The sequence below is a fragment of the Streptomyces minutiscleroticus genome, assembly GCF_014650875.1.
GTDB classification, from domain to species: Bacteria; Actinomycetota; Actinomycetes; order Streptomycetales; family Streptomycetaceae; genus Streptomyces; species Streptomyces minutiscleroticus.
In genome coordinates this window covers 83,976-110,185 of the sequence record NZ_BMVU01000030.1, presented here as the reverse complement: position 1 = coordinate 110,185, position 26,210 = coordinate 83,976, and the positions used below count along the sequence as shown (strand labels likewise).

General features: G+C 73.1%; 16 protein-coding genes, 1 tRNA gene and 1 pseudogene. 12 read left to right on the top strand and 6 right to left on the bottom strand.

Annotated elements, in window-relative coordinates; genetic code table 11:
- The first annotated feature begins 177 nt into the window (after nucleotides 1-177).
- Complete coding sequence (locus IE271_RS25815; protein ID WP_190192817.1) at nucleotides 178-1,485, top strand: glycoside hydrolase family 125 protein; 1,308 nt, start codon at nucleotides 178-180, stop codon at nucleotides 1,483-1,485.
- Between the two features lie 36 nt (nucleotides 1,486-1,521).
- Here the strand turns inward: IE271_RS25815 and IE271_RS25810 are convergent, their stop codons facing one another.
- Entirely contained in the window at nucleotides 1,522-3,126 is a 1,605-nt protein-coding gene (locus IE271_RS25810) for an amidase family protein (RefSeq protein WP_373308833.1), read from the bottom strand.
- 471 nt (nucleotides 3,127-3,597) lie between these two features.
- Here IE271_RS25810 and IE271_RS25805 point away from each other — a divergent pair, with 471 nt between their 5' ends.
- A complete protein-coding gene (locus IE271_RS25805; RefSeq protein WP_190192816.1) occupies nucleotides 3,598-4,338 on the top strand; it encodes a DUF4142 domain-containing protein in 741 nt (246 codons plus the stop codon).
- Between the two features lie 237 nt (nucleotides 4,339-4,575).
- Here IE271_RS25805 and IE271_RS25800 read toward each other — a convergent pair whose 3' ends face one another.
- Entirely contained in the window at nucleotides 4,576-6,066 is a 1,491-nt protein-coding gene (locus IE271_RS25800) for a SulP family inorganic anion transporter (RefSeq protein WP_268256221.1), read from the bottom strand.
- An 888-nt stretch (nucleotides 6,067-6,954) separates the two neighbouring features.
- Nucleotides 6,955-7,944 carry an EamA family transporter gene (locus tag IE271_RS25795; RefSeq protein ID WP_190192815.1) on the bottom strand — a complete coding sequence of 330 codons (990 nt, stop codon included), beginning with the start codon at nucleotides 7,942-7,944 and terminating at the stop codon, nucleotides 6,955-6,957.
- Between the two features lie 26 nt (nucleotides 7,945-7,970).
- On the opposite strand from IE271_RS25795, the gene IE271_RS25790 reads away from it, so the two are divergent.
- The 6 genes and pseudogenes from IE271_RS25790 to lhgD all read left to right on the top strand — a co-directional run bounded on the left by IE271_RS25790 (nucleotide 7,971) and on the right by lhgD (nucleotide 13,510).
- On the top strand, nucleotides 7,971-8,504 hold the full coding sequence (locus tag IE271_RS25790) for a CGNR zinc finger domain-containing protein (RefSeq protein ID WP_190192814.1): 534 nt from the start codon (nucleotides 7,971-7,973) through the stop codon (nucleotides 8,502-8,504).
- A gap of 824 nt (nucleotides 8,505-9,328) precedes the next feature.
- A complete protein-coding gene (locus tag IE271_RS25785; protein ID WP_190192813.1) occupies nucleotides 9,329-10,681 on the top strand; it encodes an endonuclease domain-containing protein in 1,353 nt (450 codons plus the stop codon).
- A gap of 556 nt (nucleotides 10,682-11,237) precedes the next feature.
- Nucleotides 11,238-11,441, top strand: coding sequence for a cold-shock protein (locus IE271_RS25780; RefSeq protein WP_190192812.1), 204 nt, complete (start codon nucleotides 11,238-11,240; stop codon nucleotides 11,439-11,441).
- A 50-nt stretch (nucleotides 11,442-11,491) separates the two neighbouring features.
- Nucleotides 11,492-11,565 (top strand) — tRNA-Met (locus IE271_RS25775).
- 41 nt (nucleotides 11,566-11,606) lie between these two features.
- Nucleotides 11,607-12,215, top strand: a pseudogene (locus tag IE271_RS25770) (aldehyde dehydrogenase family protein); the annotation flags it as partial.
- 71 nt (nucleotides 12,216-12,286) lie between these two features.
- On the top strand, nucleotides 12,287-13,510 hold the full coding sequence (lhgD, locus tag IE271_RS25765; protein ID WP_190192811.1) for an L-2-hydroxyglutarate dehydrogenase: 1,224 nt from the start codon (nucleotides 12,287-12,289) through the stop codon (nucleotides 13,508-13,510).
- A 350-nt stretch (nucleotides 13,511-13,860) separates the two neighbouring features.
- Here the strand turns inward: lhgD and IE271_RS25760 are convergent, their stop codons facing one another.
- Both IE271_RS25760 and IE271_RS25755 read right to left on the bottom strand, forming a co-directional pair.
- Nucleotides 13,861-14,754, bottom strand: a complete 894-nt coding sequence (locus IE271_RS25760; protein ID WP_190192810.1) for a ferredoxin reductase domain-containing protein — start codon at nucleotides 14,752-14,754, stop codon at nucleotides 13,861-13,863.
- Nucleotides 14,751-15,785, bottom strand: coding sequence for an SPFH domain-containing protein (locus tag IE271_RS25755; protein WP_190192809.1), 1,035 nt, complete (start codon nucleotides 15,783-15,785; stop codon nucleotides 14,751-14,753). Before IE271_RS25755 ends, IE271_RS25760 begins: the two co-directional genes overlap by 4 nt.
- Before the next feature lie 169 nt (nucleotides 15,786-15,954).
- Here IE271_RS25755 and IE271_RS25750 point away from each other — a divergent pair, with 169 nt between their 5' ends.
- From IE271_RS25750 to IE271_RS25740, 3 genes are all read left to right on the top strand, one after another.
- Entirely contained in the window at nucleotides 15,955-16,614 is a 660-nt protein-coding gene (locus tag IE271_RS25750; protein ID WP_190192808.1) for a M15 family metallopeptidase, read from the top strand.
- A gap of 298 nt (nucleotides 16,615-16,912) precedes the next feature.
- Nucleotides 16,913-17,884 (top strand): zinc-binding dehydrogenase, encoded by a 972-nt coding sequence (locus tag IE271_RS25745; protein ID WP_190192807.1) that lies wholly within the window; start codon nucleotides 16,913-16,915, stop codon nucleotides 17,882-17,884.
- 249 nt (nucleotides 17,885-18,133) lie between these two features.
- Nucleotides 18,134-18,514, top strand: coding sequence for an STAS domain-containing protein (locus tag IE271_RS25740; protein WP_229919564.1), 381 nt, complete (start codon nucleotides 18,134-18,136; stop codon nucleotides 18,512-18,514).
- Nucleotides 18,515-18,694: 180 nt separating this feature from the next.
- On the opposite strand, the gene IE271_RS25735 is transcribed toward IE271_RS25740, so the two are convergent.
- Nucleotides 18,695-22,132 (bottom strand): NACHT and WD repeat domain-containing protein, encoded by a 3,438-nt coding sequence (locus IE271_RS25735; protein WP_190192805.1) that lies wholly within the window; start codon nucleotides 22,130-22,132, stop codon nucleotides 18,695-18,697.
- Between the two features lie 799 nt (nucleotides 22,133-22,931).
- Between IE271_RS25735 and IE271_RS25730 the strand changes: the two genes are divergently transcribed.
- Nucleotides 22,932-25,721 carry a M4 family metallopeptidase gene (locus IE271_RS25730; RefSeq protein ID WP_190192804.1) on the top strand — a complete coding sequence of 930 codons (2,790 nt, stop codon included), beginning with the start codon at nucleotides 22,932-22,934 and terminating at the stop codon, nucleotides 25,719-25,721.
- Nucleotides 25,722-26,210: the final 489 nt, after the last annotated feature.

Below are 26,210 nucleotides of genomic sequence, written 5' to 3'. Positions count from 1 at the left end.
CGCCGGCCCCCGCGTAGTCGGTACCCGGGGGCGCCTCTCCCACCGGCGGCCGCCGGTGGGAGCGGCGCCCCGGACTCGCCCGCCACCCCACCCTCCTGCCGTCCTCGCCCCGGCCCTCCCACGGCACACGAGGAGGGCACCCACGAGGCCCGCAGGCCGGCCGACGAAAGGCTGACGATGCAGCAGTTCCCCACCGGTGTCGAGGACAACCCGGTCGTCCAGCGCGCGGTCCGGCACCTGGACGGCCTCGGGGACCCGCGGTTCGGGCGGACACTGGTGCGCTGCCTGGACGACACCCTGGCCCGCACCATCCGCCCGATGCCCGACGGCACCGCCTTCGTGGTGACGGGCGACATCCCGGCCATGTGGCTGCGCGACTCGACGACGCAGATGATGCCCTACCTGGCCCTCATGCGGGACGACACGGCCCTGCAGGACCTCGTGACCGCCGTGCTGACGCGCCAGTTCCGGCAGATCCGGCACAACCCGTACGCCAACGCGTTCAACGCCGAGCCCTCCGGCCGGGCCCACGACCCGGACGACCTGTGCGACGACCCCTGGGTGTGGGAGGAGAAGTACGAGGTCGACTCCCTCGCCTTCCCGCTCCTGCTGGCCCACCGCTTCTGGCGGGCCACCGGACGGACCGACCACCTCGCCGAGGCGGCCCGCACGGCCCGCACCGTCATCTCGGTATGGCGCACCGAACAGGACCACGAGCGCCTCTCCGCGTACCGCTTCGTGCGCGCGAACGGTCCGCGGAGCGACACCCTGCCGAACGGGGGACGGGGCACGCCCGTCGCCCGGACCGGGATGACCTGGAGCGGGTTCAGACCCAGCGACGACGCGTGCGCGTACGGATACAACGTGCCCGCGAACCTGTGCGCCGCCGCCGCTCTGGACGGCACCGCCGAACTGGCACGGCACCTCCACGACGCGGAACTCGCCGAGGACGCCGCCCGGCTGGCGGCGGAACTGCGCGAGGCGGCCGTGCGGCACGGAACGGTACGCCACCCCGACTTCGGCCCGGTCTACGCCTACGAAGTGGACGGGCTCGGCAACGCGCTCCTGATGGACGACGCCAACATGCCCAGTCTCCTGTCGCTGCCACTGGTCGCGAACGTCTCCCTCACCGATCCCCGGTACCTCGCGACACGGAGGTTCGTCCTCTCCCCGGCCAATCCGACCTGGTACCGCGGAAGTGCGGCCGAGGGGGTGGGAAGCCCCCACACCCCCGAGGGGCACATCTGGCCGATCGCCCTCGCCGTCCAGGGCCTGACCAGCAACGACGCCGCGGAGCGGCTCGGCGTCCTGCGCACACTGACCGACACCGACGCGGGCACCGGGGCCATGCACGAGTCCTTCCACAAGGACGACCCGCACCGGTTCACCCGCCCCTGGTTCTCCTGGGCCGACGCGATGTACGCCGAGCTGGCCCTTGACGTCGCCGGACTCGGCACCCGCTTTCTGTGGGAGACCTCCACCTGAGCCCCCTCACGGGCCCGGCCGCCGGCGCCGGACCGTTCACCGCAAGGCGTCGGGCCCCACCGACGGCAGGTAGCGCGGCGCTCGCCAGGCGCGAAGACGGTGCTCCACCGCGGCCCCCAGCGACAGCAGCTTCGCGTCCTCGCGGTCACCGGCCATGAGGGTCAGGCCCACGGGCAGCCCGTGCACGAACCCGGCGGGTACCGACAACGACGGGTACCCGGCCACGGCCGCGGGGGTGGAGGACGATGCGAGGTCGGAGTCGGCGTCGCCCCGCGCGCAGTCGGTGGTCCAGGCGGGCGGGTTCGTCGGCGAGGCGATGGCGTCCAGCCGATGGGAGGCCATGGTCTCGTCGATCGAACGCCGGGCGAGGTCGTTCAGTTCGGCTCGCGCGGCCCGGTGTCCCGGATCGGTGGTGGGAGGCGCGGCGAGGGCCTGTTCGAACACCTCCTGGCCGGCGAAGCAGGTCCGCTCCGCCGGGTGACTCCGGTTGAACGCGATCAGCTCGGCGAGATCGCGCGGCCCGTCGCGGGTGGCGAGGTAGGCGTCGATGTCCCGGTGGAACTCGCTCAGCAGCGCGGGGCCTTCGAGTTCCTCGATCCGCTTCTGGTACGGGAGTGCCACCTCGACGACCTCGGCTCCCGCGGCACGCAGTTTCTGCGCGGTACGGGTCATCAAGGCGTCCGTCCGTGCTCCGAGCGGGGGCAGCCGCCACAGGCCGATGCGTGTGCCGCGCAGGGACCCGGAGTACGGGCCGGCGGTGCGCGGGCCGGCGCGGTCGCCGAGCACCGAGAGGGTGAGCGCGGCGTCGGTCACGTTGCGTGCCATGGGCCCCGCGGTGTCCTGCTCGGCGGAGATCGGGACCACTCCGGCCGCGCTGACGAGGCCGAGGCTGGGCTTGTGGCCGACCACCCCGTTCATCCCGGCCGGGCACACGATGGAGCCGTCCGTCTCCGTACCGATCGCCACCTGTGCCAGCGACGCGGCGACCGCGACGGCCGAACCGGAGGAGGACCCGCACGGATTCCGGTCCAGTACGTAGGGGTTGTCGGTCTGCCCACCCACCGCGGACCACCCCGATGTCGACTTGTCCGCGCGGAAGTCCGCCCACTCGGTCATGTTGGTCTTGCCGAGGATCACCGCTCCCGCGTCCCGTAACCGGGTCACCAGGGCGGCGTCGCTGTCCGGCGGGCTGCCGGCCAGCGCCAGCGACCCGGCCGTGGTGAGCAGGCCGCGGGTGTTCACGTTGTCCTTGACCAGGACGGGTATGCCGTCGAGCGGACCGCGGGTGTCGCCGTGCCGGCGCCTGGCGTCGCCGGCGGCCGCCTGACGCAGGGCCGTCGGGTCGGTGCCCAGCACCGCGTTGATCTTCGGGTCGACGGTCCTGATCCGCCGCAGGTAGGCGGCGGTCAGCGCGGACGAGGTCAGTGAACCGTCCGCCATCCGCGCCTGCAGCTCCGGGATCGTCACCGTGTCGAGGTCGACGCCCGGTCGCGGGGACGCGCCGGCCGAGGGCGGACCGGTCACGCCGGTTCCGGCGGCCTCCGTACCCGGAACCGGTGCGCCCGCGTGGACGAAGCCCGCGACCAGAGCGGCTGTCAGGGTGGCACCGCTCCGCACCCGCAGGGTCCGCATGCCCTTCATGAGAACCAGCCGACTACAGGTCGGCGGCCCGGCACAAGGCCAAGTCCCGCCGCTGCCCGTCCCCGTCCGCCCGTCCGCCCGTCCGCCCGTCCGCACTGGAGGGTGCCGATGAGCAGAGGGTGTCGGCGAGCAGGTGGAGGGCGAGACGGTGCGGTACCGGCGTACCCGCCCAGATCGGCCCGCAGCGTCTTCTCCTTGGTGCCGAAGACGTCGCACCGGTCCAGGGTCCGCTGCCCGGGGTCGCCTTCGTCGTCCCACCACAGCACGAACAGCAGCGGGACGGTGTCCCGCCGGGCCTCCTCGCGCCCGGTTCGCTCGTTCCGGCACTCTCGCGCTCCGGCGGACCGTCATGGCACACCGTTCATGTGACTCATCTCACGCGGAGAATGCGCAAATTTTGCTCGCCGTCATGATCGGTCCACCCGTCGCATCCGTATCTCCGGATACCCGGAACCCGCGTACGGAGGCACTATGTCCATCTCACGCAACAAGGTAGGAACCGCCTTCGTTGTCGGTGCGCTGATCCTGACCCTCAGCGCCCTCGCCTATCCCGCCATGCTCGGTGTCCAGAACACGTCCGGCTCCCCGGACCGTGTCATCGCGAACACGCGCTACGGACCGCTCACGGAGGCCGACCGCGACTTCGTCGTCAAGGTGCGCTCCGCAGGGCTGTGGGAGTACCCGCTGGGCGAGCTGGCGATGAAGAAGGGGTCGACACCGCAGATGAAGGAGGCGGGGAAGCATCTGATCGTGGGGCACGCGGGCCTGGACGCCATGTGCCGGCAGATCGCCCCCGAACTGGGCATCACCCTGCCCAACCAGGCGACCCCGCAACAGGAGCAGTTCGTGCAGACGTCGGCGGCCGAGTCCGGCAGGCAGTTCGACACCACCGCCGCCAACATCATGCGCGTCACCCACGGCCAGATCTTCCCCGCCATCGCCAAGATCCGCGCCACCACCAAGAACACCCTGGTGCGACAGCTCGCCGACCTGGCCAACGACACCGTCCTGGACCACATCACCGTGCTGGAGAAGACCGGCGTGATCAACTTCGAGCAGGTCAACTTCCAGCAGTCCACCCCGCCGAAGCTTCCCAAGGACCAGCTCACCCCACCGCCGCCGCAGCCGGGTGCCCCGGTCGTCGCCCTCACCGCCCGCCCCGACCTGGACGTCAACACCTCCTCGCCGACCCCCAGCCCTTCGGCCGGATGACCAGGGGGAACCCGCACCGGTACGCGCGGCCGCCGCGTGCGGCCGCGCGGATCCCCGCCGACGGCCGTCGTGACCGGCTCACGGCGACGCGGCACGCCGCCGCCGTGAGCCGGGACCCCGGCGGCAGGTCACGGCCGATCGTGTCGGAGAACGCGGTCCGTGCCGCGGCGCGGCGTGGGACGCCGGACGGCGCTGTGCTCAGCGGTCACCTGCGCGCTGGGGGAGGACTCCAGGGCCCTACGCGGACGCCGAGGGCGGTATCCGCACCCGTACGGGTTCGACGCCTGCTTCGTTGTGCTGCTGCGCCCAGCCGGTCAGGGCGGTGCGGCAGGCGTGATCAAGATGCTGCAGCCCCGACAGGTCGAGCTCGATCGGCCGGTCGTGCGGCAGGGCCTCCAGGGGGTCGAGGATCTCCGGCAGCCGCAGGAAGGTGGCGCTGCCGGTCATGCGGACACCGATGCGCGGGGAGGCGCCGTCGTCGACGACCACGTGGACGGCGGACGTCTCCCAGGCCGTCTTCACCACGGCCAGCAGCAAGCCGAGCAGAACCCCCTCGAACATGTTCGTCACCACGACGGCGAGCGAGGTCACGATCAGAATCACGGCCTCACCGCGGTATTCACGCCACAGCGGCCCCAGTTGCCTGACCGGGAGCAGTTTCGCGCCCGCATGGACCAGGACACCCGCGAGTGCCGCCACAGGGATGATGCCGAGCGTGGCGGGAAGCAGGGCGGCGAACAGGAGCAGCCACACGCCGTGCAGCACGCGCGAAAGCTTGGTGCAGGCGCCGGCCTGCACGTTGGCGGTGCTGCGCACGATCACCGCCGTCATCGGCAGCGCGCCGAACATCCCGCACACGGCGTTGCCCGCGCCCTGGGCCATCAGCTCCTTGTTGTAGTCGGTGTGCGGCCCGTCGTGCATCCGGTCCACCGCTGCGGCGCTGAACAGCGATTCGGCGGAGGCGATCAGGGCGAAGGCCGCCACGGTGCCGAGAACGGCCACTTCACCCAGGAGGAAGAAGTCACCGAGGCCCGGCGGCTGAACCGATTCGATCACGCCTCGTACTTCCACGGTCGCCACGGGCAGGCCGGACACCGCCACGGCGGCGGTCGCCAACGCCACGGCTGCGAGCGGCGCGGGCAGCATCCGCGAGAACCGCCCGGTCATCCGCTTCCACAGCACCAGCACCAGGACCGTCCCCGTTCCCACCGCGAACGCCGACCGGGCCGCTCCGCCGGAGACGATGTCCGCCACCAGCCGCGGAAGGCCGCCGATTTTCTCCAGCCCTCCACTGGGAGCCGCCGAATCCGCCAGCGTGTATGCCTGGCCGAAGATCAGGACCAGACCGATTCCCGCGAGCATGCCCTGCACCACGGTGACCGAGATCGCCCGGAACCAACGCCCGCAGCGCATGGCGCTCAGCGCCACCTGAAGGATGCCGGCGGACAGGACGACCACTCCGAGCACGGCCGGCCCGTGCGTGTGGACCGCCTCGTACACAAGGACGGTCAGGCCTGCTGCCGGACCGCTGACCTGCAGTGAGCTCCCGGGCAGCACACCGACGACGAGACCGCCGACGATGCCGGTGACCAGGCCCAGCTCGGCCGGCACATCGGAGGCGACGGCGATCCCGACGCACAAGGGCACGGCGACCAGGAAGACAACGATCGACGCCATCACGTCGCGGTGGAGAGTGCCGGAGGGCAGGAGCGACAGGGGTGGGATCACAGGGTCCTCACGAGGGAGGGGCAGGACAGACGCGAAGGCGAACCGTGTCGTGTCGGTACGCGGGTGTCGCTTCGGATCGAGGAGGGTGGAGGACCCTCAGACGGTGTGCGACGTTCCGCAGCCGTGTTGCGGAGCCGCGGTGGCAGATGGCATCCAAGAAGCCCGCTCGCGCATTTCGTGTGAAGAGATGAAACCGTAAGGGTTCTGTTCGGGAACGCCGGTATCCGTTGCGCACCAGGAAATTATGTCGTCGCAGGATCTGGCCGATCGCCCGCCGCGCCGCAGAACTGCGCGAAGGCGACAGGAAGCGGCCGCCTCCTCGGCCGCACTTTGGTTTCGGCCTTTCGATTGCGGCTTTTGGATTGCGGTCCTTCGGTTGCGGTCTTCGTTCCTGCCGTAAGCCGTCTTCGAACGGTCCGACAGCGACGCGGTGCACGTCTCAGGGGCAGTTTCTTTCGGATTCCCGCCGCAACGCGAGCGCCTCCAGTCACCGTCGGCAGGTGATGCCGAAGGAATAAGGGGCCGCCGCAGAACACCATATGGGCGGGCAGGGCATTGACCGCAGTCCTGGACCCTAAAGCCATCGGGTGGTTTGCCGGCAGCCCCACAGCGTTGTCCCGCATCTGCTGGTCACGGACGAGACGTTTTTACGGTGGCTGGTGTGATGACAGCTCGGGAGTCCCCTGGACAGCCCCGTTCACGAGGTCGGGCGCACGGCGGTCCGGCGAGGCGGTCACCGCTTTGCGGGGCGAGTGGGGCGGGCCCGAGGCGCCAGGACCGGCCCCGGGCCCGCCTCCGGAGAACCGGGTGCCGCTGGTGGCCGCGTCCTGGTGGACGAGCGTGATCTCGTGCCGGCTCGCGTGGTGTTCGGGATCCCCGTACAGGTGGTCAGGGCCGGCGGGAGGAGGCGGCCTGCGAGGACCACACCGTCGCCGCCACCACCAGTGTGATCGCGGCTGCTTCCCGCCGTCCCAGCGGCTCGTGCAGGAAGACGAGTCCGACCAGCGCTCCCACGGCCGGGGTCAGCGCGAGCAGCACTCCGAAGGCCCGCGAGTCGATCCGCCGCAGCACGGCCATGTCCAGCGCGTAGGGCACGAGCGAGGAGAGCACCGCGACCGCACCGCCCGGCAGCAGCACCGAGGGGGAGGCGGCCACCGCGGCGCCGCCGTGCACGGCGGCGACCGGCACCAGCACGCAGGCCCCCACGAGCAACGCCACCGACAGGCCCGTGAAGTCCGTGAAGAGACGCCCCACCCGCTTGCTCAGCAGCACGTAGGCCGTGCGGCAGCCGGCCGCGGCCAAGGCGAAGCCGAGCCCGGCGAGCGGCAGGTCACCGCCCGGGGCGCCGAGCAGCAGCACTCCGCACACCGCGAGCAGCCCGGCCGCCAGCTGGGCGGGACGGCGCGAGAGGGCGACCGCCAGCAGCAGCGGGCCGAGCAGTTCCACGGTCGCCGCCACACCGAGGGGGAGACGGCCGAGGGCGAGGAAGAACGTCAGGTTGTTCCCCGCGAACACCAGCCCCAGCGCCGCCGCCCCGAGCCACTGCGCCCGGCTCAGCGCCCGCAGCCGGGGTCGTACCAGCAGCGCGAGGAAGAGCGCCGCGAAACCGAGCCGCATCCCCGCCACCACCACCGGATCGACCCGCTCGTACGTGGTCTTCGCGACGGCGGCGCCGAGCTGGAGGCTGCACATCTGGGCCAGGACGAGGAGGGGGGCGAGACGGGCCAGAGCCCCCGGCGGACGGGGGAGAAGGGCGTCGGGGGCGCGGGAGCCCTGGGCGCCGGGCGCGCGGGGGTCCGGGACCGTGACCCCTTCGGGCCGTGGAACTCCGGCCGCCTCGGGATCCCGGGCCCGGCTCGCACCTGTGTCTGTACACATGGACAGCAGCGTGCTGTCATGGCCTTGTGCAGTTCAACCATTACGGAGGCGAGGCGGCCCGGCTCGCGGCAGGATTGGTCAACGCCCTCCCCGACGCCGATCTCGTACCGGTCCTGCGGGCGCACGGAGTGCTGCGCCCGGCACCGGACGCGGCCGGGGTGCGAGAACTGCGCCGCTGGGCGGAGCAGGGACTGGCGCGCTGCTTCGGCGCCTCGGGAGGCCGTCCGCTCGACGGCCTCGCGCTCGAGGAGCGCTGCGCTCACGTCAACGCCCTGCTCGCCACCGCCTCCACCACCCCGCGCATCTCCCTGCACGACGGCACCCCGCACCTGCACTACGGCCCGGAGGACCAGGACACGGTGGTCCACGTGAAGGCATCCACCGCCGCCGCCCTCGCCTACGTCGTCTGCTCCGCCGGCCCCCACCGTCTGGGCCGCTGCGCCCGCGCGGGCTGCGACACCGCCTACGTCGACACCTCCCGCGCCGGGCGGCGCGCGTACTGCTCGGTGCGGTGCGCGAACAACGACGCGGTGGCGCGCTTCCGGGCGAAACCGGCATGACGGGGAGCGGACGGCCGGCCGGAGCGAACGTCCCGCCGTCGTGGGGGAGTCGGCACCATGGCGATATCCACGTTGCGGCGGCGCCGGCACAGTGCGGTGGCCGTTCTCTTCCTGAGCACCGTTCTCTCCTCGACCGCCTGTGGCCGACAGCGGGTCACGGGGCCGTCGACGACCGGATCGGCCGGTCCGCCGTCCAGCCCCGGTGCCTCCGCCGCCTCGCCCCATGCGGAGCCCGGAGCCGGTGACGGCGCCCCGCACTACCGCGAGAACAACGGCTTCCGCCTCCCGGGCGAGATGTCCTCCGCCGGTGCGAAGAGGGCGCAGAAGGAGGCCGAGCGCATCGAGCCGGTCCTCAAGCGGCTCTGGGAAGCCGGGACATGGGAGCCGAAGAGCGTACGCGCCGCGCTGCTCAAGCTCGGTCACCAGGAGGAACGGTCCGGGCCCGGGGGCGAGCGGCGCGGCGGGACACTCACCGTGCGGGCGATGGACCCGCGCTTCGAGACCGACCACTACGTCAGACCCGAGGGCGCCCTGATCGGCCTCCGCGTCCGCAGCGACGCCTGCGTCACCGCATTCGTGCAGAAGTCCAACTGCCAGGTGAAGACCAATGGCGCCTTCCCCGAGACCGGCTGCTTCGAGCCGCGCCCAGGTCACGGGAGAACGCATGAGCGCTCAGGTCGGCGGGCCCCTGCCGGCGGGCGGCGGCGTCGAACCCGGTCCCGGCCGGCAGTGCCGGTGCGGTGCCGCGATCGCGTGGGGGCGTCGAGGCCACGGGTGCGGGGGCGGCGCGGACGGTGCCGGGGGCCGGCCGTTAGCCTGTCGGTATGTCGGAGCGTGTCGTGCCGGGCCGTAGGGGCGGCCTGATCCCTCTGGGCGCTGCGGACGTGCTGTGGGCCGACTTGACGGCCGGCGGCGCCGTGCCGACGGCTCGTGCGGCGTTCACCTCCTGCCCTGCCCGTGCCCGGGCGGGTTACGTCCTGCTCGGCAGCCGTGTGGTGGCGACGGTGGAGGGAGACGGCGGTCAGTGGGGCGTCGCTGAGGCCGAGGTGCGCCGGGCGGCTGCGGAGCTGAACGCGGTGGAGATGGACCCAAGGGACCTGGTCCGCGTCGGTCCGTTCCGTGACGGCCCGAAGCAGGAGCACGACGAGCCGACGTCGCTGCGTTGGCGCCGGCGCATCGCCCGCCGGCTGCAGGAGCCGGAGGAGGTGGAGGAGCCGGAGCGGGCAGGACGGTGTGAAGACGGCCGGCCGTACCATCTGGCGGGGATCGACTGGCGGCAGATCCTCGTGGAGAGGGCCCGTGAGGGGACGCAGCGGACATGGTGGCTGCCGCGCACCGTGGTCAGGCTGCTGGATGTGGCCGAGCACGCCGAGACACGGTGGCTGCGGGCCGCGCGGACCGGCCGGGCGGGCGCCACCGCCGCCGAGCCGCCCTCCCCGCACGGGCCGGCCCGATCCGCCGGCACCCGGCGGACGGCGAGCCCCACCGCCCCGCGGCGCCCGTACAACGAGGAGTTCAAGGGACAGCTGTACTCGGTACTCAGCAGGAAGCCCGGCACCGCGCGCAAGGTGGCCGGGTGGACGTGCGCGGTCTGCCGCACCGCGCCCGCCGCCGTACTCGACCACTGCCACGAACACGGCTACGTCCGCGCCCCCGTCTGCCACTCCTGCAACACACAGGAGCGACCCGACCACCTTTACCCCGACACCGTCCGCGTGGCCGACCACTACACACGGCTCTTCCGCACCCACGCCGCCGACTGGCTCCGCCACTGGCACCGCTGCCCCGGCTGCCGCACCCGCACCACCCTGCCCCTGCCCCACCTCGCCGCATGGACCGCCCACACAGCCTGCCGGTCACTGCGCCCCACCCACCGCGACCCCCACAGCTCCCGCGGCCGCAGACCCTGCGGCGCGCTGCGCGTGTCCTGGACCGGTGGTTACCAGGCGCCCGCCTCCTGCCTGCTCACGGTCGCCGTCGACCTGTGCCCCTCCGGCGAGCACCGTGTCCTGGCGGAAGTTCCCTACCGCGAGGCCGCCGAGCGGTTTCGCACCTGGCTGGCCGAGACCGCCCCCGCCGTGGCGGCCGAGGCCGGGCCCGACCGCCTGGACGGCCTCCCCACCCGGTTCCGGCCCGTCATCGCGGACACCGGCGGCGAGGGCCAGGCGCTCTTCTGAACGGACGGCGAGGCTCCGTGCGCGCCGGCTGTGGCCGATGGCGCCGGGGTCCTCGCGCGGTCGTCTTCACCGTTCCAGCTGGTGAGAGACGTTCTTCGAGCTTCAGTGCCCGGGTCCGGTCCCGTGATCGGTCGAGCGGGTCCGCCGGCGGTTCGTCGTCGGTGGCGGCCGCGTCGAGCCGTCGCCAGGCGGCGTCCGCGCCGACTGGACCGACTCGACCGCTGTGGTGCTGAGCGTGCGGTTCAGCCGCCTGTTCCCAGCACGTAGCGCGCGGGGCGGCGGACCGCTGCAGATACCGGCCGGTTTCGGCGAGGCCTCGGCCGGTTCCGTACTCAAGGAAGCCGCCAGGGGCCAGTAGCCTTGCCACGCACAGCGATGACCGCGTAATGACGACAGGGCGTGCGCGACCGCACCGCGCCGGCATCCGCCACCCGGGCACACCCGTCGGATAACCCCGCCCCGACGGGGTAGGACAGTCACCGGGCGCCTTCCGATCAGGGAGGGGCCCACCCATCACCCAGCCGGGAACTTCCGGCGATATCGAAGGACAGGCAGTATGGCCAGCGGCACCGTGAAGTGGTTCAACGCCGAAAAGGGCTTCGGCTTCATCGCCCAGGACGGCGGCGGACCGGACGTCTTCGCCCACTACTCCAACATCTCCGGCAACGGCTACCGGGAACTGGTGGAGGGAGAGCCCGTCACCTTCGATGTGACCCAGGGCCAGAAGGGGCCCCAGGCCGAGAACATCGTGCGCGGCTGAAACGACCACACCCCGGCGGGCCGCTGCGTTGTCCGGAGCGGGTGTACCGACGCGGGGTGGAGCGGCTCGGTGGCCCGCTGGGCTCATGACCCGGAGGCCGCAGGTTCACATCCTGTCCCCGCTGCCGACGCGGAGGGGCCCGGCGACAGCCGGGCCCCTTCCGCTGTGTCCAGCGGCCGGAGGATCGTATGCCGGTACCCGGGCCGCACCGCTCATCGGGCGATCCACGGGGCGCTGCGGCCCGGCGGGCAGGCCCGGCTGCCGGTCGCCGAGGCCGAGGTCCTGAAGGCCGGCCCGGGCACGGATCCGGCCACCACCCCGTGCCCGCTGTCCAGTTCCCGGCAGCGCGACAGCGTCCCGGCCGACATCGACCGGGCCGTCGAGCAGGGCGCCACCGTCCTCACCGGTGGCCGCGCCGGCACCGAGGGGGAGCGCGCGCACGGCTGCTACGTGCGGCCCACCGTGCTCGGCGACGTCACCCCCGAGACGGCGGTCCGGCGCGGAGAGACCTTCGGCCCGGTGCTCGCCCTGCGCGCCGTGGACGGCTTCACCGTCGCCGTGGCCGCCGTCGACGACTCCGCCTCCGGACCCGCCACCGCCGTCCCCGTCCGCGGCCTCGGCTCCGCGTACCGCTTCGCCGACGAGACCGAGTGCGGTCGGGCCGAGGTCGGCACCACCACCGGCCGGGACGTCCACCTGCCCTTCGGCGGGTTCCACGGCTCCGGCTCGGCCTGCAGGGGGCAGAGCGAGGAGGTCCTGTGCTTCTCCGTCCGCCCCAAGACGGTCGCCGTCCGCTTCGGCGCCCGACGGTGGGAAAGCTGCAAGGGACGGAAAGGAGGATGCCGATGGCTGACGAGACGATCGGCATCGTCGGGGCCGGCATCGTGGGCCTGGCCACCGGCCGGGAGATCGCGCTGCGCCGCCCGGGCACCCGGGTCGTGGTGTTCGAGAAGGAGCGGCAGGTCGCGCTGCACCAGACCGGCCACAACTCCGGCGTCGTGCACGCCGGCATCTACTACACGCCGGGCAGCCTCAAGGCCGACCTGTGCGTGCGCGGCGTGTCACTGCTGCGCGCGTACTGCCGGGACCGCGCACTGCCCTACCAGGAGATCGGCAAACTGGTCGTCGCCGTCCGCGAGGACGAGCTGGGCCGCATGGAGAACCTCTACCAGCGGGCGAAGAACAACCACGTGCCCGACCTGAGGAAGATCTGCAAGGACGAGATCAGGGAGCTCGAACCGCACGCGGGCGGCATCGCGGCCCTGCACTCCCCGCGCACCGCGATCACCGACTACCCGGCGATCGCCCGGGAGTTCGCCAAGGACATCACCGACTCGGGCGGCGAGGTGAGGCTCGGCTTCCCGGTCACCGGCATCACCGACGTACCCGGCGGCATCGAGGTCGCCTCGGGGCGGCCGGGGGTCCCCCCGGCCGAAGGATGGGTGAGCGTGAGGGTGGACCGGCTGATCCTGTGCGCGGGCCTCCAGGCCGACTCCGTCGCCAGGCTGGCCCAGGACGGGCGGGAACCGAGGATCATCCCGTTCCGCGGTGAGTACATGCTGCTCAAGCCGGACCGCACCCACCTCGTCCGCGGCCTGGTCTACCCGGTGCCGGACCCGCGCTACCCCTTCCTCGGCGTGCACTTCACCCCGCGTGTCGACGGGTCGGTGGAGGTCGGGCCCAACGCCGTCCTGGCCCTGGCCAGGGAGGGCTACCGGCTCGGGAGGATCTCCCCGCGGGACCTGCTCGGGCTCGCCGCCTACCCCGGCTCCTGGAGGATGGCGGCCCGGCACTGGCGCACCGGGATCAAGGAGTACCGCGGCTCCCTCTCCGCGGCGGCCTTCATGAAGGACGCCGGGCGGTACGTCCCGGGCGTCGGTGCCGAGGACGTGGTGCGCGGCGGCGCGGGCGTCCGCGCCCAGGCCCTGGACCGGGACGGCACCCTCGTGGACGACTTCCGCATCCACCGGGTCGGCCGGATCACCGCCGTGCGCAACGCGCCCTCGCCGGCCGCCACGGCCTCCATGGCGATCGCCGAGCACATCGTCACCGCCGTCCTCGACACCTGACGCCTGGCGTCCACTCCGCACCACCCCTCACCACCACCCCCCGTCACCACCGTCCGTTCCGACAGGAAGAGCCGGGACATGTCCGTCGTCGACACGCAGATCCGCATCCGGAAGAGAGCCCGGACCGCCCCTGGGTCCCGGGAGCCCGGGAGCTGATCCGCCTCAACGGCCACCGCGAGGACCCCTTCTCCTGCGAAGAGGCCCGCGAGCTCATGGGCGAGGCCGGCGTCGACCGCGCGCCGATCCTCCCGCCGTCCGGGGAGGGCAACCGCACCGACGGCGCCCCGGAGGCGTGCGAGGCGCACCCCGGCCGCTTCGGCATCATGGCCCGCGTCCCGCAGGACGACCCGTCACCGCACCAGCCGCAGCCGTTCCTCGCACCTGCCCACCCGGACCGTCTGCCCCCGCACCAGTTCCAGGGCGTCGGCCTCCACACCGTCCCCGAAGGCGACGAGCCGTTCGGACTCGACGGTGAGGCACAGGCGTCCGGCGGCGGAGAGTTCGCCGGCCACCAGGGACGTGCCGGTGGCCGGTGACGGCCACGCCTCGCGGACGAACCAGAGCAGACGGTCCTCCGTGGGGCGGGGCAGACTCAGGGTGCTGTTCCGCTCCTGCCACACCGATCGGAGCCAGCCGGTGGCACCGGTGCCCGTGCCCACCAGCACCCCGGAGGAGGCCTGGGGCTCGACGGCACCACGGTCGCCGTCGAGCCCCAGGCGGTATCTGGCCGTCTGGTGGCCGGCGGCGCCCAGGTAGATCTCGTTGAGCGCGACCAGCCGCTGGGTGTCGTCGGCGACGGCCTCGACCATGGTGAGTTCGTCCGCCCGGGCGGTGGACGCGCTGCGCAGCAGCGTCGCCGCGTCGGCGGCGCGGTGCCGTACCAGCACGCCGGGATTGCGTCCCGGATCGGTGTCGAAGCCGATCACCGGCTGCCCGGCGAGGTACTTGGCCGTGTTGGCCACCAGCCCGTCCTGTCCCACCACGACCACGACGTCCTGCGGGGCGAACAGGAAGCGGTCCAGGTCGGTCCGCTCCACCCGGGCCTGCCGCCACGCCAGCGGGACCGCGGCCGCCACCTCGGCCAGGGTCCGGTGCGCGCGGTGATGGCGTTCGGCGACCTCGTGAAGGTCCTGGCCCCGGGAGGAGAGGAAGAAGGCGGCCTGCCCGTGGCTGCCGTGCCGGGCCACCAGTTCCTCGTACTCCGTGGCGCGGTGGACCAGGACGGCCCGCGGGGCGAGACTCATCCCCGCTCCCCGCCGAGTCTGGCCAGCAGGCCGGTCAGCACGTCCGGCGAGACGGTCACACTGTCGATGCGGGGGAGGTTCTCCGCCAGCCGTGTGCCGGTGAGCGCGTGCAGGGTCGCCACGTCGACCTCGGCGTGGACGCGCAGCCAGGCCGCCTGGGCCTCGGCCCGTGCCCCGCCGACCTCGCGCGCCGCCTGCGCCTCCGCACGGGCGAGCGTGACGGAACGGGCGGCCTCGGCCTCGGCGAGCGCGACCGTGCGTTCCGCCTCGGCCCGCGTGCGTACCCTGCCCGCCGCCGCGGCCTCCTCCGCCTCGCGGCGCGCGTTCGCCCCGCGCTGTTCCACCAACTGCTCCTCGCGCCGCGCGAGTTCGATCTGGCTGGCCAGCTCGTTCTCGGCGATGGCCCGCTCCCGTTCGACGGCGACGGCCCGCCGCTCGTACGTCGCCCGGTCGGCGTCCTGCTGGATCCGCTCCCGGGCGGGCGTGCGCAGCGCGCGTTCCACCTCCGCTTCGGGACGCACCGCCATGACCCGTACGGCCACCACCTCGATCCCGGTGGCCGGCAGCCGCGGTTCGGCACCGAGGCCCGCGGCGATCCGGTCGCGGACCGCGGCGACGCCGTCGGTCAGTACGTCGGACAGCGGCGTGCGGGCCAGTACGTCCAGCGCGTGCTGCTGTGCCGTCTCGGTGAGCAGCGTGCCCAGTTGCTCCAGCGGGGCCCCGCGCCAGGTCCCGGTGTCGGGGTCGATGGAGAAGTCCAGGCGAGCGGCGGCGAGTGCGGGATCGCCGACCCGGTAGGTGACCGTCGCCTGTACCGACACGTCCTGGTAGTCGGCGGTCCGGGCGTGGAAGGCCATGGTCAGTTCCCGGTCCCCGACCGGCACTTCGGAGAGTGCGGCGCTCAGGGGCCGGAACCAGAAACTGAGCCCTTGCCCGTCGTGTACGAGCTTTCCGCGGCGGTGGTGGCGGATGTGGGCCGTGGGCGTGGCGCGCAGGTGGCGCCAGCCGGGGCGCCGGGTGATGTCGGCCATGGAGATACCCCCTTCTCGTCCAGAAGACGATAAGCGTGATCTCCATTCTCGTCAACAGGACGATAATGAAGGTCGCGGTGACTCCTGCCCGTACCGCTTCGGCCAGGAACGTTCGCCGTGCGATCGCGCGCCGTTGTGGTCGTCGCCCGCCCTCGGAGATCATCGCGGGATGAACGAGATCATCTTGATGTCGGATCCACGGGTGGCAGCCGTCCCCGTACACGAGTGCGGCGAGCCGCTGGCCGACCTCCGTAAGGGACCGCTCCTCGTGGACACGCGGAAGCAGAACGACTCGGACGCCTACTTCCACCTGCGAGAAGGCGTGCTGGAACGTCTGCTCCGGGCGCAGGCGCTCTTACCGGCGGGCCTGGGGCTCCTGGTGGTCGAGGGCTATCGCCCTCCAGGGCTGCAGCGGCGCTACTTCGAGGAGTACGCGACCGGCCTGCGGGCCGAGCAGCCCGCATGGACCGACGAGCGGATCCGGTCGGCGGCCAGCCGTTATGTGTCGCCGCCGGAGATCGCGCCGCACAGCGCGGGAGCGGCGGTGGACCTGACACTCGTCGATGCGGACGGCCGTGAGCTGGATCTGGGCACGCCGATGAACGCGTCTCCGGAGGAGAGTGCCGGCGCCTGCTACACCGGCGCCGCCGGGATCAGCGCGCAGGCGCGCACCCGTCGGGAGATCCTGGGACATGTGCTGACGGCCGTGGGCCTGGTGAACTACCCCACGGAGTGGTGGCACTGGTCGTTCGGCGACCGCTACTGGGCGCTGGTCACCGGGGCGGCGGGCGCCTGCTACGGACCGATCCGGCCAGGCGCGCACGCATGACGCTCCCGGCTGAGCGGTGGCGGCCCACCAGGCCGTCACGGCGCTGGGCATTCGTCCAGCGGATGCCCTGGCTGTACGGACACCTTCGGGAGGCGCCTGTCGATGACCGGGGAGGCGCCTGCTGACCGGCTTTACGCATGTCGCCTTGGCCTGACGGCACTCGGGGCTCTCGGCGGGACGCCCGTCGCGCTTCCGCGGCCGGGGACGTACGGGTGACCCGCAGTGGAGCGCCTTGACCTCGACCGGACTTGAGGTCGGAGACTCGGCGGGACGCCGTCCCCCGAGAAAGGTGCTGCTCATGCGTGCGATCCAGGTGGCCTCGTTCGGCGCTCCGGAGGTACTGGCCCTGGTGGACCTGCCCGACCCGGTGCCCGGACCCGGGCAGGTCGTCGTCGGCATGGCCGCGGCCGACGTCATCTTCCTGGACACCCTGCTGCGCAGTGGCTGGGGCCAGGACTTCTTTCCGCGGACGCTGCCGTACGTGCCGGGCGGCGGCGGAGCGGGAGCGGTGCTGGCGGTCGGTGACGGAGTGGACCCGGCCTGGGTGGGCCGGCGCGTGACCGTGCGGACCGGCACCGGTTACGCCGAGCGGGTCGTCGCGGGCGAGGAAGAGATCATGCCGATCCCCGACGGACTGGCCACGACGACGGCGGCTGCCCTGGTGCACGACGGTGTGACCGCGCTCCGCCTGGACCGGCTCGGCGCGCCGCAGAAGGGGGAGTGGGTGCTCGTCTCGGCGGCGGCCGGCGGGGCGGGAACACTGCTGGTGCAACTGGCCGCTGACGCCGGAGCCCGGGTGGTGGCCGCCGCCTCCAGCGAGGCCAAGCTGAACCTGGCCCGCGAGCTGGGCGCCGAGGCCGTCGTCGACTACACGCGAGCGGACTGGATCGAGCGGGTGCGCGAGGTGACCGGCGGCGGCGCCGCGCTCGTGTACGACGGCGCGGGCGGGGCGCTCGGCGCGGCCACCCTGGACGCCCTCGCGGACGGCGGACGGTTCGTCACCTACGGCACCGCCGACGGCTTCACCGCCCCGGACGGCGAGTCGGCCGCGCACCGGGGCATCCGGCTGCTCATGCCCCTCATGGACGGCCCGCCGGACCAGAGGACCGTCCGGGAACTGCTGGACCTGGCACTGGCACACGCCGCCCAGGGGCGCCTGCGCCCGGTGATCGGCGCCACCTACCCGCTGGAGCAGGCCGCCGAAGCCCACCGCGCCCTGGCCGCACGCACCATCGCGGGCAAGGCACTGCTGCTGATCAGCGACGAGTAGGACGGCACGCCATCGGCGACCGAATCCGCAGAACGACACAGCCGGTCGCGCCTGCCGGGCCCGTCCGCACCCGCTCGGTGAGGGGGCGCGGCGGTGGCACGGCACTCCACGCCGTGGCCGTGGCCGCAGGGCGGTTCCGGACGAGGTGGGTGGGTAGGCCATGCGGCCGTGCCGGGCCTACGGTCGATGACCGGATCCCCAGTAGGAAGCGCGGATGCGTTCCGCCGCCGTCTTTTTGCAGAGGCATCTGTGACCGACTTCCACGGCGCGGCCGACCTGAGCCAGCTCGCCGTCATACGCACCGCCACCACCACTACCGGCACCGAGCAGGTCACCGTCCTGCACCTGCACGGCGAGATCGACCTCTACACCGCTCCCCGCCTGCGCCAGGCCCTCACCACCGCCACCGCCCGGGGCGTCCCGCGCCTGGTGGTCGACCTGGCCGGGGTGTCCTTCACGGACTCCAGCGGCATCAACGCCCTGCTCGCCGCCTACCGCGCCACCCGGAGCAGAAGCGGCTGGCTGCGCCTGGCCGGCCTGCGGCCGGCCGTGGAACGGGCCGTCCGCTTCAGCGGCCTGGACGTCGTCTTCGACTGCTACCCCACCCTGGAGCAGGCCCTCACCGCGTGATGGGCGGGGGCACCGCAACAGGGCGGCGGGGGTGCCGAAGAGCAGCCGGAAGCGGCCGGGCTCACCGCATCCCGCAGAACGACGCAGGGATCAGTCGCGGCATGCGCGCTGCGCCGGTGTGTTCGCGTCGGCGCAGGTCGCGCAGGACCATTCAGGCCGATGCGGGGCCCGGGGCGGGCGTCACCCTCTGTCCGGCAGCAGGAAGGCGCGTCGCTCGTCGGCGCCGAGCTCGCGGGAGAATCGTGTGCGGGCCCGGCGCACCAAGGCGTCGACGTCGTGGCCGGCCAGGGTCCAGACGCGTACGGTCCGGTCGTGGGAGGCGGTCGCCAGCCGTGAGCCGTCCGGGTGCCAGGCGAGACCGTTCACCCAGTCGCCGTGGATCCCGAGGACGGCGACGTGGGCGGCGGAGTCCGGGTCCCACAGCCGTACCGTGCGGTCCCGGGAGACGGACGCGACACGCGTTCCGTCGGGCGACCAGGCCACGTCCTGGACCCGGTCCTCGTGGCCGGTCATGGTGGCGAGTCCGGCGCCGTCGCAGGGATCCCACAGGCGGACCGTCCGGTCGCGGGAGGCGGTGGCGAGTCGGCGGCCGTCGGGCGACCAGTGGATCTTCCAGACGTAGTCCAGATGGCCGTGCAGGGTGGTCAGGACGGTGCCGTCGGTGGCGTCCCAGACGACGGCGGTGCGGTCCGTGCTGGACGTGGCGAGACGGCCGCCGTCCGGTGACCAGGCCACTCCGGCGACCCAGTCGTCGTGGCCGCGCAGGACGTGGAGGACCGCACCGGTGGCCGCGTCCCAGACGCGGGCCGTGCCGTCGCGGGAGGCGGTGGCTATGCGGGTGCCGTCGGGCGACCAGGCGACGTCGGACAGTTCCTCGGTGTGCCCGGTCAACGTCAGGTCGTCATCGTCGCCGCCGTCCGTCGGCCACACGACGGCCGTCCCGTCACGCAGGGCGGTGACCAGACGGGTGCCGTCGGGGGACCAGGCCACGTCGGACGCCTCACCCCCGTGCCGCTCGCCCGTTACGCGGCCGGTGGCGGTGGACCGGATGCGCACGGTGCCGTTCCGGCAGACGGCGGCTGTGCGGGTGCCGTCGGGCGACCATGCGACGCGCAGGACCGGGCCGTCGGGGTCGGTGAAGAGGTCCGTGCGCTCGCTGACGTCCCACACGGCCGCGGTGCGGTCGCGGGAGGCCGTGGCCAGCCGTTCACCGTCGGGTGACCAGGCGATGCCGTAGACGGTGTCGGTGTGGCCGGTGAGCCGGAGCTCGCTTCCGGTGCCGCCGAGGTTCCAGACGCAAGCCGTACGGTCCGCGTCGCCCCCGGCGAGGCGCGTGCCGTCCGGCGACCAGGCCAGGCAGTTGATGACATCCGGGCCCCGCAGCGTCCGCTCGACGTCCCAGCTGCCGGTGTTCCACAGCCGTACGGTCCGGTCGCCGGAGGCCGAGGCGAGAAGGCGGCCGTCCGGGGACCACCGGACGGACTCGATGTTGCCCTGGTGGCCGGCGAGTCTTCGGACGGCGGCTTCGGCGTTCACGTCCCAGACCCGTATCGTGCCGTCCTCTCCGCCGCTGGCCACGCGTGTTCCGTCGGGTGACCACGTCACGCTCCACACCATGCGCTCGTGCCCGCGCAGCACCGCGGTCCCGGTGTACGAGGCGGCGTCCCAGACGCGTACGGCGCAGTCGCTGCCGGCCGAGGCGATTCGGGTGCCGTCCGGTGACCAGGCCACCGCGCCGACCCCCTCCTCGCGCTCGCCGGTCGCCGCCGCGTGGTGCAGGACGGCCAGTTCGGTCCAGGTGTGGGTGGACCAGACGCGGACGGTGGTGTCCCGGCAGCCGGCTGCGAGCCTGCGCCCGTCGGGGGACCAGGCCACCCCGAGCATCCAGGCGCCCTCCCCGGCGAGCACGACCGGCGGGGCGCCGCTGCCGGAGTGCCACACCCGTACGGTGCCGTCGTCGCCGGAGACGGCCAGCCGCTGCCCGTCCGGCGACCAGGCGGCCCCGGAGGCACCGCGTGCGAAGCCACGCAGCACCGCCCGCAGCCGGGAGGTGTCCAGGGCTGTGTGCAGTGCCTGGACCGCGCCCGGTGCGGCCCCGCACTCCTGCACCGCCGCGAGCGCGGCCAGCACCGCGGACTCCGGCTCGCGGTCGGCGCTCTCGAGCACCCGGACGGCCACCGCGTCCGCCACACGTTCCCGCGTCGCCCGGTCCGCCCGGACGGACCGCTCCACGAACGCGGTGATCAGCGGTTCCCCGCCGTCCTCCACCTGCCAGGCACGGGCGGTGGCCAGTCGCTCGCCGGTCAGCAGGTAGGAGTCGGGCCGTCCCGCCTGCTCCCAGTCCTGGGCCCAGCGCTCCAGTTCGGTGCGGCGGCGCAGCTCCTGCGTATGGGCGGTGACCGCCTGACGCAGGGGCGCCCACTGGCGGAACAGCGCCTCGTGGGCGACGTCCAGGACGCCGCCGTCGCCGGTGAGAAGGCGTCCGGCGACGAAGGCGTCGGTGACCTCCCGTTCCTGCGGGGTGAGGTCGGCACGGCGGACCCGGCGGCGGGTGGCCTCGTCGCGGTCGACGGTGACGAACCGCAGCAGGGTGGCCATCACGGGTGCGCCCGTGAGTTCGGCGGCGATCCGGTCGGCCCGTTCGGACAGGGCTCCGGCGACGCCGCCGAGCGCGCGGTACATGTCCTCGCTCACCGTCCCGCCCGCCCCTCCGGCGCGCAGGTACAGCTCCTGAAGGGTGTAGGCGAGCAGCGGAAGCGCGTCACCGCCTCCGCAGTCGTCGACCATCCGGGCCACGAGGCCCGGGGCGAAGGTCAGCCCGGCCTGTTCGGCGGGCTTCTCGACGACCTCGTACAGCTCGTCCCGGCCGAGTGCGCCGATCACGGTCGGTTCGCGCACCAATGGGGCGAAGCCGCATTCCAGGAACTCGGTGAGGAAGTCCGAGCGCAAGGTGGCCACGAACCACAGCCGCGGGTCGCGGCGCAGGGCGTCGCGTACGGCGGCGAGGAAGGTGTCCCGTTCCTCGGGTCCGGCCAGGGTGAGAAGCTCCTCCATCTGGTCGATGACGACCAACGCGGGCCGGTCGTCGGGAAGCCGGGACAGGTGCCGCTCCAGAGTCCCGGCCGGGCTCGCGCCGGGTGAGAACGGGGCTGCTACCGTCCACCGCCCGCGTCTGCGCGCCAGCGCGGGCAGCAGTCCGGCCCGCACCAGCGACGACTTGCCGCTTCCCGAGGGACCGACCACCGTCACGAACCGTCGCGCCCGGCCCGGCACCGCCGGGTGCAGCCGCTCCACCAGCTCGGCGATCTCCCGGTCCCGGCCGAAGAAGACGGCCGCGTCCTCCTCCGTGAAGGCCTCGAGGCCCGGGAAGGGAGGCTGAGCGGAGTCCCACACCCGGCGCGCCGGCACCGGCCGGTCGAGGTAGTGCAGCAGGATCTGCCCGCCTGCAAGCAGCACCAGGGCGATGCCGACCAGCGGCACGGACCACTCCCGCAACAGCCGTAGAGCGAGCGGCACATGATCCGATTCGTCGGTCGCGTAGTTCGTCGCGATACCCATCAGGGCGCCGACCAGCATGAGCGATACATCGACCAGGAGCTTGAGCGGCCGCCGATTCATGGATCGTCAATCTAGCCACTGAAGCGGATCATGTGGACACGTTTTTTTGGGCGGCCTTCGGCACCGCGGGCCCGGTGGGACCGTCTTGACGAGCCGAGGGTCCTGCGAAAGGAGTTGTCCGGTTCCGGCGCGCGCCTCCCGCCCACCGGCGGGAGGCCGGTGCCCGGGCCTGCCGGACGGGAGGAAACGACGGCCGGCCGTGCTGGACCCGCGCCGCACCGCGGCCGGATCACGGCGGGACTCCCGAAGGACCGGACGGTCGGCGACAAGACCGGCACCGGCGGTGCGAGCGACCACGGCACCGCCAACGACCTGGCGCTCACCCGGCCCCGGGAGCGGACGCGCCGATCGTCCTGCCGGTGTTCACCCGTCGCAACCTCGACGACACCGCTCACGACGACAAGGTGATCGCGTCCACCGCCACCGCCACCGCACCGGCCAAGGCCCTCGGCAGACTGTGACCGGTCATGGAGGCGTGGCACACGGTCCGCGGGGCGAGGCGGATACGGCGTCGCACCGCGCCGGCCCCTTCCTGTACCCGCACTCGGGCGAGGGCGGGACCGGTTCCGTCGGCGGTCGGCCCCCTGCGGACTCCCCCGTACCGCGACCGGCCGAAAGTCACCGCTGAGTCTCCGGCCCCATTGATGTGACGGCACATCACGGTTTCGATGACCCCCTGCCGGGGCGCAGCGCCGCCGGCACCGTCGACGATCGGGGGTCTGGAACCGTGCGTCACTCCGGAAGAGGCAGAGGCCGTAAAGGCGGTCGCGGATCACGACTGAGTGCGATATCGGGTGCGGTGGCGCTGACGGGCGTCGCCGCACTCGTCGTTCCGGCGGTACCCGCCGGCGCCGCGGCGGGAACGGGGGCGCCGCCACCGCCCGCCCCGGGCGAGGTGGTCCCCGGGCAGCGGACGGCGACACCGGCCCTGGTGCAGGGGATCCGGGAGCGGGCTCCCGGCACGGGCAGCGCGGCGGCAGCGGCCCGTGCCCATCTGGACGGCAAGCGGGAGCGGTACCGGATCGAGCACGCGCGACGCGACCTCGTGCCCGTCGGCACCACCGCTTCGGGCGGCCGTGAGACCGTGCGCCTGCAGCAGCGGCACCGCGGCGTGCCCGTCCTGGGCGGCCAGTACGTCGTTCGCATGGAGAGAAAGGCCGGCGAGCGGATCGTCACCGGCACCTCGGGCAGGTACTTCACGGGCCTGAGCACCACGACGACGGCCGAGGTCGACGAGGAACTCGCCGTGGAACGGGCCGTCGACGGCGTCCTCGACGACCTCGCCGGCAGGCAGCTGTCGAAGCCCCCGCGCGAGGGCGGGGAGGAGACCCCGCTCCGGGGCACCGACCACGGCCTCGTGGTCCTGCCCACGGGCGCGGGCGTCCTCACCCGGCACGTCACCGTGCGCGGCACCGTCCCGGCCACCGGCGAGCCCGTGCTGCAAGAGGTGTACGTCGATGCCCACGCCGGCTACCCGGTCCTCGCGTACAGCGGTATCAAGACGTTCGGCGCACCGGACCGGGCAGCCGACAGGTCCGCGGCGGACGCCGCCCGGCAACGGGTGCGGGCCGCCGGGGACGAGAAGGGCAGCGGCGTCCGGCTCGACGGCACGACCGTCGCTCTCGACGTGTTCCGCGACGAGGAGGGCGGGTCGTACCTGCTGCGGGACCGTACCCGCATACCGGACGAGTACGGCGCCCGGGCCCTGGCCACCTGGGACGCGCGCGGCAGGAACGTCGGCGAGGTCAGCGGGCAGTGGCCCGAGGGCATCGAGCAGTTCGCCTCGCCCGCTCCCGAGTTCGGTGCCGAGGCCACCGAGGCGGGAGCCGTCGACGCGCACTGGGCCGCCGGGCAGGTCTACGACTACTTCCGGGACAAGCACGGCCGCGACAGCCTCGACGGCCGCGGGATGGGGATCGACTCCCTGGTCGGCGTGACCGAGTTCGGGGAGCCGTACGTGAACGCCTTCTGGGACGGCCGGAAGATGGTGTACGGCAGCGGGGACGAGGAGTACCGACCGCTCTCCGCCGCCCTCGACGTGGTCGGACACGAGATGACGCACGGTGTGGTCGAGCACTCGGCGAACCTCGTCTACGCGGGCCAGTCCGGCGCCCTGAACGAGGCCGTCGCCGACTACTTCGGCAACGCCGTCGAGGCGGACGTCCTCGGCACCCCGGTGACCGGCCCGGACTCCGGCCTGGTCGGGGAGCGCCTGTGCCGGACGAAGGGCCCCCGTGAGTGCGCCCTGCGGGACCTGGGCGACGGACGGACCACCGCCAAGTCCTTCCTCGGCCTCGACTTCGCCAACGACAACGGCGGCGTCCACCTCAACTCGACCATCTTCGGCGGAGCCCTGTGGGACGCCCGCGAGGAACTCGGCGCGGACCTCACCGACAGGATCGTGTACAAGGCGCTGACCGAGTACCTCACGCCGCTCGACGGCTTCACCGAGGGCCGGGCCGCCGTCCTCGCCGCCGCCGGGGACCTCGGTGTCGCGGGGAGCGGCCTGAAGGTCCTGCGCGGCGCCTTCACCGCGCACGGCATCGTGCCCGGCTGGGAGCTGGCCCTCGGCGCCGACTCCGAGACGCTCTTCGACCGGATCAACACCACCGGTACGGGACTGGGCGCGGGCGGCGGCTGGTGGACGGCCTCCAGGTCGAACGAGGACGGCTCGGAGCCGTACTCGGTGTGGGCCGGACGGGCCGACGGCAAGGGGCAGCCGAAGCTGATCAGCCCCAACGACGGCCGGTACCACGTCAATCCGGCCACCGACGGCAAGACCGTGGTGTGGCAGGCCTACGGCTCCGCCGGCGTCGAGATCCTGGCGAGGTCGCTCACGGGCGGCATCGTGCGCACACTGTGGTCCGGCCGCAGCGGCGGAAGCGTCACCGGCGTCGACGGCGACGTCGTGACCTTCGGCTTCGCGAACGTGGGCGGGCGCTCGGCGGTGGCCTATCTGAGCCTGAAGGACCCGGCGGACGTCACGACGCTCGGCGGCGGAACCTACCGCCGGGCCTACGCGCCGTCGGTCAGCGACGGCAGGATCGCCTACCGCGAGTGGCGGCGGGTGGCACTGGGGGCACGCGCCGTCTACGCGTGGCGGATCCTCGTCGTCGACGTCGTGACCGGTGAGAGCACGGTGATCCAGGAGTACCCCGACACGACGGGCCTCGGTCCGACGGCCATCAACGGCACCCACGTCTTCTGGCTCCTCGACGAGGACCCGGCGGACGGTGCGACGGCCCTGCGGCGAGCCGCACTGGACGGGTCCGAGGCGGCGGACCTCCTTCCCGAGTACGGGCCGGACGCACGGTACGCGTACGACCTGACGGTCTCCGAGGACAGCGCGACGATCCTCAGCCGCCTGCCCGACGCTCCCCTCAGCAACGAGGCCGGCCCCAAGCTCCACCAGTTCGCGGCCGCCGGGACGCCCGGCGCTCCGGGCACCTACAGGGGCCGTGTCTCCTGCAACCGGGGTGCCCAGACGCATCCCGCGGCCGTCGGGTCCAGCCAGGTGGTGTGGCTGGACTCGACGACCGGCACCACCGACGTGGTCACCCGCACCCGGCCCACGGGCCGCTGCGACTGACCGCTCTCCCCGTCCCGCTCGGGCCGGGGAGCACCGGTGGCCGCCAGGGAGCGAACCATCGGCGGCCACCGGTGCGGTCCGGCCCAGGTTCTCCGGTCCAGGCCGCCGGCGGAGGCGCGGCCGGGCACCCGGGCGGTGACGCCTTCGCCGGGTCACGCGGCCGATTCCTCGGGATCACCCCGTGGCGGCTCCTGGGCCCACCTTTCATACCGGACGAGGAGCCGGTACGGGCCCGTCGGACATCGAAGCGGGTGAATCCGCCACGGTCGTGGACGGAGCGGTGGTCGGCGGACCGGTCGTCGAGCGCGCTCGACGACCGCTGGGCCGCATGACCCACGGGCCGGCCGTCGCCGTCCGGAGAAAAGCCGTAGCCGCACCTGTCCGCTGTGCGGCGACGCCGGTAATGTGCCGGATGGCACCTGACTCTGTTCTGCTCATGACATTGTCCACCGTGCTCCCGCATGTGGTGAGCCGCGGTCAGCTCCCCGG

Excerpts from the sequence above, each read along its gene's own strand:
- IE271_RS25745 (WP_190192807.1), top strand. The coding sequence starts at position 16,913 with ATGCGTGCGATCCAGGTGGCCTCGTTCGGCGCTCCGGAGGTACTGGCC.
- IE271_RS25785 (WP_190192813.1), top strand. The coding sequence starts at position 9,329 with ATGTCGGAGCGTGTCGTGCCGGGCCGTAGGGGCGGCCTGATCCCTCTG.
- IE271_RS25795 (WP_190192815.1), bottom strand. The coding sequence starts at position 7,944 with ATGTGTACAGACACAGGTGCGAGCCGGGCCCGGGATCCCGAGGCGGCC.
- IE271_RS25735 (WP_190192805.1), bottom strand. The coding sequence starts at position 22,132 with ATGAATCGGCGGCCGCTCAAGCTCCTGGTCGATGTATCGCTCATGCTG.
- IE271_RS25815 (WP_190192817.1), top strand. The coding sequence starts at position 178 with ATGCAGCAGTTCCCCACCGGTGTCGAGGACAACCCGGTCGTCCAGCGC.
- IE271_RS25760 (WP_190192810.1), bottom strand. The coding sequence starts at position 14,754 with ATGAGTCTCGCCCCGCGGGCCGTCCTGGTCCACCGCGCCACGGAGTAC.
- IE271_RS25755 (WP_190192809.1), bottom strand. The coding sequence starts at position 15,785 with ATGGCCGACATCACCCGGCGCCCCGGCTGGCGCCACCTGCGCGCCACG.
- IE271_RS25750 (WP_190192808.1), top strand. The coding sequence starts at position 15,955 with ATGAACGAGATCATCTTGATGTCGGATCCACGGGTGGCAGCCGTCCCC.
- lhgD (WP_190192811.1), top strand. The coding sequence starts at position 12,287 with ATGGCTGACGAGACGATCGGCATCGTCGGGGCCGGCATCGTGGGCCTG.
- IE271_RS25805 (WP_190192816.1), top strand. The coding sequence starts at position 3,598 with ATGTCCATCTCACGCAACAAGGTAGGAACCGCCTTCGTTGTCGGTGCG.
- IE271_RS25780 (WP_190192812.1), top strand. The coding sequence starts at position 11,238 with ATGGCCAGCGGCACCGTGAAGTGGTTCAACGCCGAAAAGGGCTTCGGC.
- IE271_RS25810 (WP_373308833.1), bottom strand. The coding sequence starts at position 3,126 with ATGAAGGGCATGCGGACCCTGCGGGTGCGGAGCGGTGCCACCCTGACA.